The organism is Kiloniella sp. (genome assembly GCF_965205715.1).
In the GTDB taxonomy this organism is placed as follows: domain Bacteria; phylum Pseudomonadota; class Alphaproteobacteria; order Kiloniellales; family Kiloniellaceae; genus Kiloniella.
In genome coordinates this window covers 1,055,379-1,068,257 of sequence record NZ_CBDBHW010000014.1, presented here as the reverse complement: position 1 = coordinate 1,068,257, position 12,879 = coordinate 1,055,379, and the positions used below count along the sequence as shown (strand labels likewise).

Annotated in this window: 13 protein-coding genes; 5 read left to right on the top strand and 8 right to left on the bottom strand. The window is 45.5% G+C overall.

What is annotated here, in order from left to right:
• Window positions 1-175 precede the first annotated feature (175 nt).
• A complete protein-coding gene (locus ACOGW3_RS22000) occupies window positions 176-667 on the bottom strand; it encodes an Lrp/AsnC family transcriptional regulator (protein ID WP_419904908.1) in 492 nt (163 codons plus the stop codon).
• A 377-nt stretch (window positions 668-1,044) separates the two neighbouring features.
• On the opposite strand from ACOGW3_RS22000, the gene amt reads away from it, so the two are divergent.
• On the top strand, window positions 1,045-2,775 hold the full coding sequence (gene amt, locus ACOGW3_RS21995) for an ammonium transporter (RefSeq protein ID WP_419904907.1): 1,731 nt from the start codon (window positions 1,045-1,047) through the stop codon (window positions 2,773-2,775).
• Window positions 2,776-2,875: 100 nt separating this feature from the next.
• Here amt and ACOGW3_RS21990 read toward each other — a convergent pair whose 3' ends face one another.
• From ACOGW3_RS21990 to ACOGW3_RS21975, 4 genes are read right to left on the bottom strand one after another with little or no spacing between them, the layout of a single operon-like run.
• Window positions 2,876-3,220 (bottom strand): hypothetical protein, encoded by a 345-nt coding sequence (locus tag ACOGW3_RS21990; RefSeq protein WP_419904906.1) that lies wholly within the window; start codon window positions 3,218-3,220, stop codon window positions 2,876-2,878.
• A gap of 31 nt (window positions 3,221-3,251) precedes the next feature.
• A complete protein-coding gene (locus ACOGW3_RS21985; RefSeq protein ID WP_419904905.1) occupies window positions 3,252-4,460 on the bottom strand; it encodes an MFS transporter in 1,209 nt (402 codons plus the stop codon).
• A gap of 49 nt (window positions 4,461-4,509) precedes the next feature.
• The gene (locus tag ACOGW3_RS21980; RefSeq protein ID WP_419904904.1) at window positions 4,510-5,061 is read right to left on the bottom strand and encodes a DUF2059 domain-containing protein; all 552 of its coding nucleotides are present in this window, start codon (window positions 5,059-5,061) and stop codon (window positions 4,510-4,512) included.
• A complete protein-coding gene (locus tag ACOGW3_RS21975; RefSeq protein ID WP_419904903.1) occupies window positions 5,061-6,077 on the bottom strand; it encodes a homoserine dehydrogenase in 1,017 nt (338 codons plus the stop codon). The genes ACOGW3_RS21980 and ACOGW3_RS21975 overlap by 1 nt, the downstream gene beginning before the upstream one ends.
• Window positions 6,078-6,267: 190 nt before the next feature.
• Here ACOGW3_RS21975 and ACOGW3_RS21970 point away from each other — a divergent pair, with 190 nt between their 5' ends.
• Together ACOGW3_RS21970 and ACOGW3_RS21965 are read left to right on the top strand one after the other, a co-directional pair.
• Entirely contained in the window at window positions 6,268-6,543 is a 276-nt protein-coding gene (locus tag ACOGW3_RS21970; RefSeq protein ID WP_419904902.1) for a hypothetical protein, read from the top strand.
• A gap of 518 nt (window positions 6,544-7,061) precedes the next feature.
• Window positions 7,062-7,805 (top strand): substrate-binding periplasmic protein, encoded by a 744-nt coding sequence (locus ACOGW3_RS21965; RefSeq protein ID WP_419904901.1) that lies wholly within the window; start codon window positions 7,062-7,064, stop codon window positions 7,803-7,805.
• 67 nt (window positions 7,806-7,872) lie between these two features.
• On the opposite strand, the gene ACOGW3_RS21960 is transcribed toward ACOGW3_RS21965, so the two are convergent.
• Window positions 7,873-9,105, bottom strand: a complete 1,233-nt coding sequence (locus tag ACOGW3_RS21960) for an ISL3 family transposase (RefSeq protein ID WP_419901077.1) — start codon at window positions 9,103-9,105, stop codon at window positions 7,873-7,875.
• Here ACOGW3_RS21960 and ACOGW3_RS21955 point away from each other — a divergent pair.
• A complete protein-coding gene (locus ACOGW3_RS21955; protein WP_419904900.1) occupies window positions 9,092-9,271 on the top strand; it encodes a hypothetical protein in 180 nt (59 codons plus the stop codon). The genes ACOGW3_RS21960 and ACOGW3_RS21955 overlap by 14 nt on opposite strands.
• Window positions 9,204-10,013 carry a substrate-binding periplasmic protein gene (locus ACOGW3_RS21950; RefSeq protein ID WP_419904899.1) on the top strand — a complete coding sequence of 270 codons (810 nt, stop codon included), beginning with the start codon at window positions 9,204-9,206 and terminating at the stop codon, window positions 10,011-10,013. Before ACOGW3_RS21955 ends, ACOGW3_RS21950 begins: the two co-directional genes overlap by 68 nt.
• A gap of 69 nt (window positions 10,014-10,082) precedes the next feature.
• Here ACOGW3_RS21950 and ACOGW3_RS21945 read toward each other — a convergent pair whose 3' ends face one another.
• Together ACOGW3_RS21945 and ACOGW3_RS21940 are read right to left on the bottom strand one after the other, a co-directional pair.
• The gene (locus tag ACOGW3_RS21945; RefSeq protein WP_419904898.1) at window positions 10,083-11,690 is read right to left on the bottom strand and encodes a sensor histidine kinase; all 1,608 of its coding nucleotides are present in this window, start codon (window positions 11,688-11,690) and stop codon (window positions 10,083-10,085) included.
• Window positions 11,687-12,772 (bottom strand): TAXI family TRAP transporter solute-binding subunit, encoded by a 1,086-nt coding sequence (locus tag ACOGW3_RS21940; RefSeq protein WP_419904897.1) that lies wholly within the window; start codon window positions 12,770-12,772, stop codon window positions 11,687-11,689. Before ACOGW3_RS21940 ends, ACOGW3_RS21945 begins: the two co-directional genes overlap by 4 nt.
• Window positions 12,773-12,879: the final 107 nt, after the last annotated feature.

Genomic DNA, 12,879 nt, shown 5'->3' with positions numbered 1-12,879 from the left:
CGGCCTTTAGCAGTGCCGTATAGCGTCATTCACTTCGAGATGAATTTAGCAGAAATCAGAAAGGTATAGTGGACTGTAGTTTTGGATCCCGAGGACTGATCGGGCCAATTTTCACCACGATCTAGGCCATATGGACTTTATGGCTTGCGATGGGATCTCTAGGCTTACTTTTCTCTTATTTTTTTGGGCCAGAAAACAGTCGTTCAAGATTTGGCGGCGAAGATTTGACCTCTCGGGTAACGATATAGGTAATATAGCGATCTATATGTAAGTCAGAGGCAAGCAGGGTTTCCATAAGGTCCTGAAAAGCAGTGAGGTTTGGACTGATAACCTTCATGACATAATCCATACCACCGCCTGTCGCGATACATTCAACGACATCGTCCAGTTTGTGGATATGGGCTTCAAACCTCTCGAAATCGGACTTTCGATGATTTGTCAGGGAAATGGTCACAATTACTTTGGAAAAGTTGGCAATTCGGTCAAGCGCGATTTCTGTGTGGTGGCCACATATAAATCCCGCCTTCTTTAATCTGTCTAACCGGGTCCAACACGGGGTTGGAGAAAGATTGACCATCTCAGCAAGTTTGGTTTTGCTGAGTTGCCCATTCTTTTGTACGGCACTGAGAATGCGGATGTCGGTGGCATCAAGAGCAAAATTTTTCATATATCCAAGGTTTTCACTAGACGTATTTGAACAGGCGGTACCGTGACAAAACAAGAGTTGATAGATCACATTGTTACGTAGGAAATAACAAGAGAAATTATACAAGAAAGAACTCGATGCCAATTCTGTCTGATCGTATATTCATTCCCAAGTCGATGCCTAGCGAGTGAGAGGATAGATTAGCGGTCATCTGGAATTGCAGTTCCCTTATGAGGTTTTCTTATGAGATTTTCCCAGCAACGCCCTCAATTATATATCAAAAGTATTTACCTCAAATCCCAAAATTAAGTCTTAGGTAAGGGCTATTTGTTATATCTGATTACAATCTAAGGCTGTGGTGTGTTTTAGATTTGCTCGACAGTATATAGGGGGGGACGATGGAAGCCAGTGTTGCCGACACATTTTGGATCATTATTTGTTCTTTGTTCGTTTTTTTAATGCAACCCGGTTTTACGGCTTTGGAAACCGGATTTACTCGATCAAAGAACGCCATCAATGTGGCGATGAAAAACCTCTGTGATTTCTTACTCTCAAGTCTTATTTTTTGGGTAATTGGTTTTGGTTTGATGTTTGGGGCGACTTACCAAGGGTTTTGGGGCACCAGCAACTTTTTTAATAATTGGCAAAATGAAAACTTAGATCAGGTCGCCTTTTTTATATTCCAAACCGCGTTCTGTGCAACCGCTGCCACACTGACCTCTGGTGCCATCGCCGAGCGTATGCGCTTTAAGAGTTTTCTCTATATGATCATTCTATTGGCGGCCGTGGTCTATCCCGTATTTGGACATTGGGCTTGGAATGTTAGCGGGTGGCTCAATACCCAGGGGTTTTATGACTTTGCCGGCTCAACAGTTGTTCACTCTCTTGCGGGGTGGGTGGCGCTGGCTGCCGTCATTCTTGTTGGTCCCAGAATTGGTCGATTTAATGAGAACGGATCCCCGCGTCACATTCCTGGCAGTAATATTTCCGTGTCGGCCCTTGGTTTTTTACTGATTTGGGTTGGATGGCTCGGTTTTAACGGTGGATCCGTCGGGAAATTCTCTCCCGATGTCGGTTTGATCATCATTAATACCATAATCGGTGGGGCCGCGGGCGGAGCAACAATCATTGCCTATTTTCACGGTTATAAACGACAAATAATAACGCCCGATTTATTAATCAATGGCGCCCTGGCCGGGTTGGTCGCAGTGACCGCAAGCGCAAATGTAATCTCTCCTTTTTCCGCATGTTTGATCGGGGCCATGGCGGCCATCGCGATGCTTGGTTGTCACTGGCTGCTATTAAAAAAACAAATAGATGATGCCATTGGCGTTATTCCTGTTCACTTGGCAGGTGGGATATTGGGCACCCTGTGTGTTCCGTTCTTTGCTGACCCTGAACTGGCATCTGGCATCCCATCTTTGAACGTTTCTATATTTGAACAAGTGATTGTTCAGTTCATGGGGATTGTTGTCTGTGGATTATGGGCTTTCGGTATTACCTATTCAGTCCTTTATCTTATTAATCGGGTTTCTCCCTTACGGGTTGATATAAGAGGGGAAATCAAAGGCCTCAACGTTGTTGAACATGGGGCCACAACAGAAATTTTAGACTTCTTGAACTCTTTGGATGAAATTGAAAAATCCACAGATCTAAGTGTGCGTGTGCCCGTCGAGCCTTTTACCGAAATCGGGCAAATAGCTGAAAAATACAATGTTGTTATGAGCCGGTTACAAAACACATCGGCAAAAACAGATAGCATTATTCGGTCATTGCCTGTCTCTATTATCACCTTTACCAGAGACACATTAAAGATCACATCGTTAAATCCGACGGCAATAAACTTGTTTGGATATCCTGAAGACAGCCTTGTTGGCCGTACGATCACCTCTTTGTTTGATATTCCTCACCAAAGCCAAAACTTAACGATTGAGCAGCTTCTGATAGAGGGGAAAAGCAAATCAGGCCTAGAACTCGTGGTCAGGTGTGCAGATAGCGTCCAAAGGGTGGTCCGAGTGTCCGTATCCGAAACGGGTACCAGTGAAGGCGTTTTTTATTCCGCCGTAGTTATTGATATCACAGAGCAGGAAAAAGAGGACCGGGATAAGTATTACAAGATATCAAGCTAACCAAAGCCTGATAATCTCTAACATCCCATTTGCAGGGGTAAGTCTCCCTAAATCCAGCTGAGCACCAGTGTTGGCTTCCTTGTTAGATGATATTAAAGCGTCAATCCTTCGTGAGCTTTTGCGTGACTTCGATCTTGCCGACAATATTGTCGTTGAATTCGTCCATTTCTTCTGCAGGTATCCACCATTCGGTGTGGTTTCTGCCACCGACGCATTCAATTTTAAACCGGGAAAGATAAGCTTTGTTTACCTCAAATTTGGTTACGTAGCCCACGCCTGTAGTGTTGACATTCCAGCGGGTGAGTTCAACGGCGTATTCTTCGTTGGTGACCGGGTAGAAAATCGGTTGATCTGGCAAGCGCGGTGGCCATTTCCTGTAATCGCTCTCGGCAACGAGATCGAGTTCCTTTTGTCCCGTAGGTCGATAGCATGTGACTGTATCCATAATTCATTTGTCCTAATAATATTTATTGAAATTATAAGCGAGATTGTGATTTTAAGTCGGCTGATATAATCCTGTCGCTGCGTCTTGATAGCACGAGAACCACGAGGGCCACTGCTGCGCACAGCAGTGACAGTTGTATAGCTGTTTGGTAACTGAAAGTACTGGCGATCAACCCCATAGAGACATTTCCGATCATGCCGCCCAGGAATAAGCTGTTCATATAGAGAGAGGTCGCCCGGCCCATGCGGCCGTTGGCAAAGCCCTGAACGAAAGTAATACTGACGCCGGCAAATATACCATAATAAAGCCCCTCGAGTGCGGACCCGATGATCAGGTGCGGCATGGTCTGAACTTGTGACAGGATGTAGTAAGTTGGCATCGCCAGAAGCGCAGCACAGCAAAGCGCGTTCCGTAAGCCGATCCTGTGCATCAAGGACGGAGCGATCAATATGGCAACGACCTCCATAAAACATTTGATCGTAAAGGATAGCCCCGGCGCATAGGTGGGCAGCCCGGCTTGGTGGGTAAAGTAAAGCGGCAGAGCTGAACTGGTGAGAACGTGGCCGATGGCAAAAAACAAGCAAGCGGTGACAGCCAGCCATAGTCCCTTGTTGAAAGCCCGATCATCTGATGTCAGCGTGCTTTTGTTTTTGGGTGAGGGTGACACTGCAAAACCCTTTGGTATCGCGATACTCCATACCAAAAACCAAATCATGGCAAGGCTCGCCGCGGTGAGGAAAACGGTCTGGCTTCCCCACTGACTGGCGATAAAAAATGAAAGCGCAGGCCCAAACATCCATCCCAATGATGTCATGGTTCTCAGGAATGAATTGTACCGGGTTATGTTGAAGTTCTGTTCAATGGCATAAGAGCGGCCAAAGCTATACATTAGTGAGGTTGAAGCACCGGATAGGCTGAAACACAGGCTGATGAAGCCAATAATAACCCAATAGGTTGGATAGAGTGTCAGAGTGATCGTTGCGACCATAAAGGCGACGACCGAGATACAGACCATTGGGCGCACCCGTGCCCCGCTATCAAAGCGTTCACCAAAGGTACGATTTATCAGCAGCGATAAGACGGTTATGATCGCCACATAAATACTGATCTCCCAAGGATCGCGCCCCAGGCCATCGACGATAAAATACCCCATAAAAGGGACAATCATCGCATTGCAAAACACCCCGACGAAGAGTAGCAGGAGAATGAGTTTTGCTTGGCGATTAAGGGGAGCGGACATTAAGTCGTATAGCTTCTATTGAAGGAGCCGTACTTGGTCAGCATATTTATCAATTTATTTCGTAACCTTCAGATTTAAGCCGTTTAATGACATTTTTTACTATTTGTTGCGCCATAGACCTTCCAATTTTTTCCCCTGTAGAAAATGCACCCTTCTCAATATGGGGTTGTATTTCAAGAGTTTTCTTTCCTAACGGACTACGATAAAATTCAATAAGTTGCTCAACTTCATCTAGAGTTAGATGTTTATAGTAAATTTTATAGAAGGCGTTTTTAATTCTTGTGTCGTAGTAATTATTAGATTTTGCAGTAGCCCAAATTTCCTCTTCGACAATATATAAGGCTTTGTCGTCAAGTGAGGGGTGGCTATCTTTCAGTATTTTACTTAACTCTGGTATGAAATTTTCGATAATTTCTTTGCCAATATTACCCTCCCCAGTGACTAGCAAGAGTTCATCTACAGCTTGCTTTTCTTTTTGAGTAAAGGCTTTGGCTGGAATAGATATCACGGCTAGAGGTACGGTAAGAAGGGAGAGAATGATTAGTTTTTTCATTATAATCCATTTGATGGAAATTATTGATAACGAAGCACCTGATTCCATTAATTTTCCCCCGCAAATATATTCACCGCATCCCGAAGCATCGAGGCGGCGGTGGGGGTGGGTTCGCGCTCCCAGAGTTTGTGGTACATGATGCCGTAGATGTCGGTGTGCATTTCAACGGCCATTTCCCAACCTGTACAGTGGGCAAGGAAGCTGTCGGCGGGGAGGGCCATGGGGGCGACAGAGAGTTTGCCGTCCTGGGCATTTGCAACCAGTTTGATTTGCTCGCCGCGGTCGCGCGCGTCTTTGAGTTGGGCCTCTGTGATGTTTTCTATGCCTGTGACTTCAACGTCTTTCAGAGTGGCGTTCTGGCGTAAAATGGCATTGGCGATAATCACCAGTTTATTGGCGGTATCCCAACCGCCGACGTCGAGGGTCGGGTCTGCTTCGGCGATGCCACGGTCCTGGGCTTCTTTTAAGGCATCGTCGTAAGAACGCCCGGTCGCCATTTCATCGAGGATAAAGTTGCTCGTGGCATTAAAGATGCCCTGGAGCTTGTGCACATCCCCGGCGATCAGATCGCGTTTACCCATGTTGAGGATCGGTAGACCGCCGCAAACAGTGGCACTATAGGCAATGCCAGCCCCGGTTTTGGCAGCGAGGTCATGAAGTTCCTTAAAAGCCAGCACGACAGGGCCTTTGTTGGCGAGGACAACCGAAATGCCTTTGTTTAAAGCCGTACGAGTGATGCCCAGACCCGGAGCGCCCGTATCCAGGTTAACCGGAGAGGCTTCGAAGACCAGATCTATTTTGGTATCGCCGAGCACATCTTCGATGGTGGTACCCGCGCGGTATCCCTCAAAGCTCGAAGCACGCTCTCCCGCTTCTTTTTTGGTGATGAGGTCGCGCTCGTCAAAGCCTTGCTCGTTTACGGCAACGCCCGAACTATCGGATACGCAAATGATTTTGAACTCCAGGCCATGATCATCCCGTATACGTGCACGTTTGTTTGCCAATATATTCAAGAGGTTCTTGCTCACACTGCCGAGGCCAACAACGGCTGCTTTGATGATCATGGTCTTGTTCTTTCGGATTTAATCCCGCGCGATTCCAGATTGTTACCGCATGAGGTTGTATTTTTGATGAGGGGGGTATCAAACTATGCTTCGAATTGAAGTACAAGTGTAAACGGTTGAAATTCACACACAATATTCTATTTATAAATAACTATTCATAAGTGCCAAAGAGGAGGACGAGAGGAAAGCTGTGGGGGATTTTGTTGGCTCTATTTTGAAGCATATTTTCTGGGAAATCGTTTTAGAGGGGATTTGGAAAGTTCTTTGCCTCTTAGTCAAAGGCTGGGGACATCTTTGGTTTGCATTTTACAATCTGTTTTTATGTAACCGGCCAGATTTGGTGCAGATTTTGGGAATTACTTCTGCCTTGGTGATCAATCCTATAACTCTTAGCATTCTGATCGCTTATTGGCCTGAAATGGCTGCGATTGCCCAGGAAATTGGTGCGGGAACATTGGCACAATGATTAGATGCCGAGAAGTAATTGGTGTGCTGGAGGTAGTATTTTCCTGGAAGAAGGGGCTCGTTTGGCTGGTCTGTTTAATCTCTGGCTGGTGGCCAGATCCCTGGGCCAAATTTTATGATAAACGCTTTTCGCTCAGTCCACTATGGGCGAGGGTGCTCGGCACTATCAGTTCATTGGTGACCCACCCTGCTATTTTGATTTTGATTGCTGTCTATTTTATATATCCCTTACTAAGTTAAGAAAAACCAGAGGCCTTAACCAAAGCAAAAGGATGCTGATGTATAATCATTTTCAGAGAGAGTAGATTGATACCCTGTTTGATTGTATCCCTTGATTAAAAAACTGGGAATGGTCTTGGGAATGGTTTTGGGTATACTCTGGAGCTGCTCTGGGGATAAAAGCGCTGAGGTACTCTGATGATCTCACTGCAAAAGCCAAATACTAGACGTACAATTTGGGGCCAATGGTTAGGTGTGCTCTTTTGTGGGCTTATAAGCACATTTTTTTCTGCATACATTGTGATATCTTCTCCTTCGCAAGCCTTGGCCGGTTCCTCTTCTTCACAGGCGAATACTCCCCTTATTATAGGTGTTTCTGATTGGGCTCCCTATTCCGGGTACGATCTTCCGGGGCATGGATTTTTAACCGAAGTTATCCAAGTGGCTATGAAGCGGGTTGGATATAAAACCATTGCACAGAAGACCCCTTGGTCTCGGGTGATAAAGGGAACCTCTCGCGGTGATATCGATATTATTCCGGGTATTTGGTATAGTGATGAACGTGCAAAAACAATCCTCTATGGCACGGTTTTGGCGACCGCAAGATTGGTTTTGATCAGCCGGGTCGACCACCCCGCAAAGATTGAAAATATTGAAGATTTAGATGATTTAACGGTTGGAATTATTCAAGATTATGCCTACCCATCGTTTTTTCTAGAGGCCACCAACTTCACAAAAGATTATTCGCGCAATTTGGTCTTTAATCTCAAAAAGTTGGCCAAGGGCAGAATAGATGCGGCCCTTGGGGATGAGTTGGTTGCACGTTATACGACGGATAAGCTGTTCTCGGGTAAGGTAAAGTTTAGGTATTCTGAAAGTTCTTTGGACAGTAAAAGTGTGTTCCTCGGAATTTCTCTAAAAAATCCAAATCATGACCGGATACTCGGCGATTTTGAAAATGCTTTGGCTGAAATGAAGGCCGATGGCACTTATCAAAAGTTACTTGAAAAACATGGTATAGTCGAAACCAGAAAATCATCCTAACAATGCGGTGACAAAGGAACCGTTGAGGTGGAAAGATGAAGGCACTTCTCCGCTTTGTTGAGTAGATTTAGGATTTCAAATAGAGCATAGATTGATTATCTGGAATGGATGATTGTCTAATTTTGAGTTTGAAGTATTCGGTATCCTTGATGCCTCTGGCTCGCTTACGGATCATTCCTATACTGACATTACCAGCCTCTATCCTGGCGCTTGTGAGCTTGTGTTTGGCGTAGTTGCAGATGCCCACACAATGTTTCCGTAGGGATTTCGCGAACTTTTTTAGATAGAGCATCTGTGACTGATCTGCTATCAGGCACCAACGTTCCAGTTGCTCCGCCATCGCCTCAAATGAAGCGGCACTCCACAGCAGCTGAAGCTGTTCTTTCAAGACGTAAAGTGCATTCAGGTTGCTATTGCTCTCCAGCAACCTTTGCAGCTTGTCACTTTGTTTTTCACTCAACTTATCCGCATTTTTGAGCAACAGATAATGTGTCCCTTTCATCAACTCTTTACCACTTGGATCGGCCTTTCTGAACTCAAGTCGACGCTGATTATGGATAGCTTTGCTGTAGTTTTTCATGACGTGGAAACGGTCAAATACTATGTCGGCCAACGGCAAGGACTCTCTGACAGCCTTTTGGTAGGCAGGCCCCATATCCATCGCTACGGCCTTTATTTTGCAGGCTGTATCTGGTTGCAGTTGTTTCAAAAACCTTGAAAAAACCTCGGCAGTTCGGCCTGCTTCAACCCAGATCAGATGACCGCCAACCATATCGTAGACCACCGTCATGTAGTCATGACCTTTCGCCCGGGCAACTTCATCTACACCAATATATTCCAAGCCAGTTAGCTCTGCAGGATCAAGCGTAGGGAGAGTTTCAATAAGGTATGCCCTGTCGATATTCTTGACCGTTTCCCATCGTATATCCAAATGTCTGGAAACCGCTTGAATAGACATATGCCGACATAATCCACTGATCAGTCGGCAAAATCGGTGAGTGAAACGGCACCCTTTATCAACAAAATCACACCCCTCAATGCGGCGTTCGCCCTTGTTAATATAAACCTGCGCCAGCTCAATCTCGACCACACAAGGATACCCAAAAAGGGGGATGTCGTTTACTTGTCGGCGGACATGCTGGTTGATGCTTCCCTTCTGGCCTGTAGCAGGGTCTATAGCCCTCCTACGCGCGTCTCGGCTGCAGTGAATGACAATCTTAACACCGCCGTCATCCAGTTTAATTTCATTTACACGTTGCCCTTTGAGGCCTAAAATATGCTGCGAGATGTTGATTGTCATATACCTGCTCTATGTAAAGTTATCAGAAACCATACATATCAACAGGTTACTTGGCGGTCGGCATCTTTTTCTACTCAACAAAGCGGAGAAGAGCCAAGATGAAGTCAAAACTGTTGTTATTATTGAGATCATCATTGTTTGGTATTGTGTTTTGTGCATTTTCTAACTTTGGATCTTTCTTGGCGCAGGCCCAAACGGTGCCATCTCCCTATGATGAAAATACCCCCTTATTGATCGGCGTATACACTTGGGCTCCATATACAGGCTACGAGCTGCCAGGACATGGCCTGCTTACAGAGGTCATTCAGGTGGCTATGGAAAGAGCGGGTATTACAACAGAGGTTAAAAAAGTACCTTGGTCGCGTGCCCTAAAAGAAAGCATACGAGGACGGATAGATATCTTGCCCGGCATTTGGTATCAAGAAGAGAGGGTTGAACACATAGCCTATGGTTCTGTGCTAGCGGTCAATCGGCTTGTCTTGATGAGCCGATCCTATCGGGATAAAAGGATAGAAACTCTCCAGGATCTAGATAATCTCATCGTTGGAGTTGCCCAAGACTATGCTTATCCAAAAATTTTTGTAGAAGCGAATAACTTTAAAAGAGATGTCTCCAAAAACCTTGAAGTCATTTTGAATAAATTAAAAAATGACCGGGTGGATGCTGCCTTGGCTGATGAACTGGTAGCGCGCTATACCTCTAATCGTCTTTTTTCAAATGAGACGTTATTTGACTATTCAACAGAGGCGCTTGAGATCAAAAATTTATTTATTGCAATCTCTAGGAAGACGAAGAATTACCGTAAGATATTGTTTTTGTTTGATCAGGCTTTGGACGAAATGAAAATTGATGGAACCTATGATGATCTGCTTAAAAAACACGGTCTATCGGGGGATGGGCCATCTTAAACTAAGAGGTCTTAATCAACGAGTCCTAAACTAAACACCTATCTATTATTTGTTGGAGATTCTCAGAGTTTAACTACTGGCCGTACCCCAGCAAGGCAACAATACAGAAACCTCAGTTCCTTTCCCAACCTGACTTCTAATGGACAGGGTTCCCTTGTGTGCTTCAATAAGGGCTTTGGCAATCGAGAGACCAAGTCCGGTGCCTTCTTGGGTGCGATGTGGGTTGCTTTCAGCCTGGGTAAAGGCATCTGTGATCGTTGGCAACCGATCTGGCGGAATGCCAACACCGGTATCTACGACTGTGATTTTGATGCATTTGTTATCAGAACTGGCAAAAACCTTTACGAGCCCATTGGGTTCCGTGAATTTAATGGCATTTGATAACAGATTGAGCATAATTTGCGTGATAGCTCGTTTATCGGCATAGAGCGCAGGGATGCCTTTTGGAACATCCATGAGCAATTCGACATTATTGTCCCGCGCCCGTTTGCCAAGGGATTTAAAGCTGTCTTCGAGTATATCAAGCGTGTCTAGCTGTTTTCTGTGAAGAGGCAATTTTCCAGATTCAATGGCAGCGATATCGAGAACATCGTTTACCAGAGAAAGTAAATGCTTTCCACTGTGGTGGATATCGTTGGTATATTTAGCATACTTTTCTGACCCCAAAGTATTTGTACCCAAGGGGCCAAAAAACTGTTCCTGCATCATTTCGCTAAAGCCGAGAATGGCGTTAAGCGGGGTACGGAATTCATGGCTCATGGTTGCAAGAAATTCTGACTTGGCCCGACTGGCTTTGAGGGCGGCCTCTCTCGCTTCAAACAGGTCCTGATCAATTTTCTTTAATCGGTACATCTGAAAGATAACCACGACAGTGACCAAAAACATGCCTACGAGGAAGAAGACAATTGAATTGCGGAACGTCAGAATTTGGCTGGATTGATGGCTTAACGTTGAAAAGGTTTTCTGCTGGGTCATGGCAAACATGGGGCGCATGGTGTTGATCGCATCTGTTGCTCGGGTATCAACCAGCGTAATAACCACCTGAGAGCTCGCAGGTAAGTTATATACCCCGTTGGTGAGCCAGTGTTTGATGTCTGCCAGGGCGGGGGTGATAACGGCGTGCATTGCCGAAGCACCAACCAGGTTATCAAAATTATAGGTGTTCCTCATAAGAGTTAGATGGCTTTCAATTTTAGCCACCTGATCCAGTATTTCCTGAATATGTTCTGGTGTCGGTTTACTGTTTGTAAGTTTGGCTTGCCATGCCAAATCGGAAACATCCTGGACCAATATAGCGATATCGCGTTGTTGTTTGGCTATCGTAATAGGTAGGGCTTTTTCTATGTCCTGCAGGCTGGACCATGAGAAATAAATTGTGCCAAGGCATGCCGCGAGAACGCAGAAGATCAATATGATCGGGCGGGTAATATATTGCCTGGCAACCTTGAGATCTAAACGCCTTTGTTGTCGCGTAGGGTTCTTTGTAAAGTCTGCAGTAACGGAGGCCTTATGATCCGTTAGTCCATTTTCAGAGTTAACGTCTGAGTTTTCTCGCTGATTTTCTCGCGGGTTCTCTGGTGGATTACCCTCCAACTTATCAGCCAGGTCATCTGAAGGATTATCAGTTATATTTTCGGGGTGATCCGATAGCCCTTTGGTATTAGGGGAGATGCTCAAGGGCGCACTCCCATTTCTTTATAAAAGCGTTCTGCACCGGGGTGAAGAGGAATGGAAATTCCTTCTAGCGCGCGTGCCATATCGATGGTTTTCCCCTTACTGTGACCATTGTCAAGGATCTGGCGGGAAGAGGCATTCCAAAGTGCTTTTGTAATTTGATAGATCAGCTCATCATCCATTTGCTCGCTGACAATCCACTGCGCACCAACACTAATTGTCGGAGTGGTCGGAATCCCTTCATAGGTGTTTTCCGGGATGGTATCGGGAGAAAAGAAGCTCCAGCGCTTTAACAAGCCTGTGGTTTCCTCTCCGCCAATTGAAACGAGTTTGGCCCCGACCCCAGAGGCGAGTTTGCTGACGGAGGGAGTTGGATAACCTGTGACAATAAAAAAGGCGTCGAGCTCACCGCGTTCAATTTTGCCGATTGCATGTTCAGGTTTGATATATTCAGCCTTCAGGTCTTTTTCCTTTAGACCATATGCATCCAGGATGATCCGGGCATCCACCAGAGTTCCTGAACCGGCTTCATCCAGTGAGACCTTTTTATTGCGCAAGTCGCGCACAGAATTGATCCCCGATCCCTTACGTGCAACAAGGTGTAAAGTTTCAGGGTAGAGATTTGCAATGGCCCGAATACCGGTTACAGGTGCTTTCCCGTCGAAGACGCCTTTACCCATAAAGGCCCAATAGACGACGTCCGATTGCGCAAAACCAGATTCAAGCTCACCTTTTGCGATTGAGTGAATATTGGCAACGGATCCATTTGAAGATTGAGCAATTGCCACAAGACCCGGAACGCCACAGCTGCCACCTTCGTCGCATGCACGTGAGCCCGGTGGGTTGCTGATGGCCTGAGCAACCATTCCGCCAATCGGGTAATAGGTACCCGCTATGCCACCAGTACCAATGCGAAAAATTTTGATCTTCTTTAAGTATTCAGCTTGAGAGGGAAGTGTTTGTGCCGCGGCATTTAGGGGCAGAAATGATGTAATCGAAATCAGAACTGCAAGGATAAACATGATCGGATAATCGATAAATTTTTGCACTTTAGATGTACTTATCTTGGTGTTCCAAATCCGCATTCAATTGCCTTGTAATGTCTTATATATTGTCAGATGTTGAACGATTACACCTCTGTAAATGTCTGGCAACAGGTCTTTCCAGATCTTGATAATATTAACCATAGTTG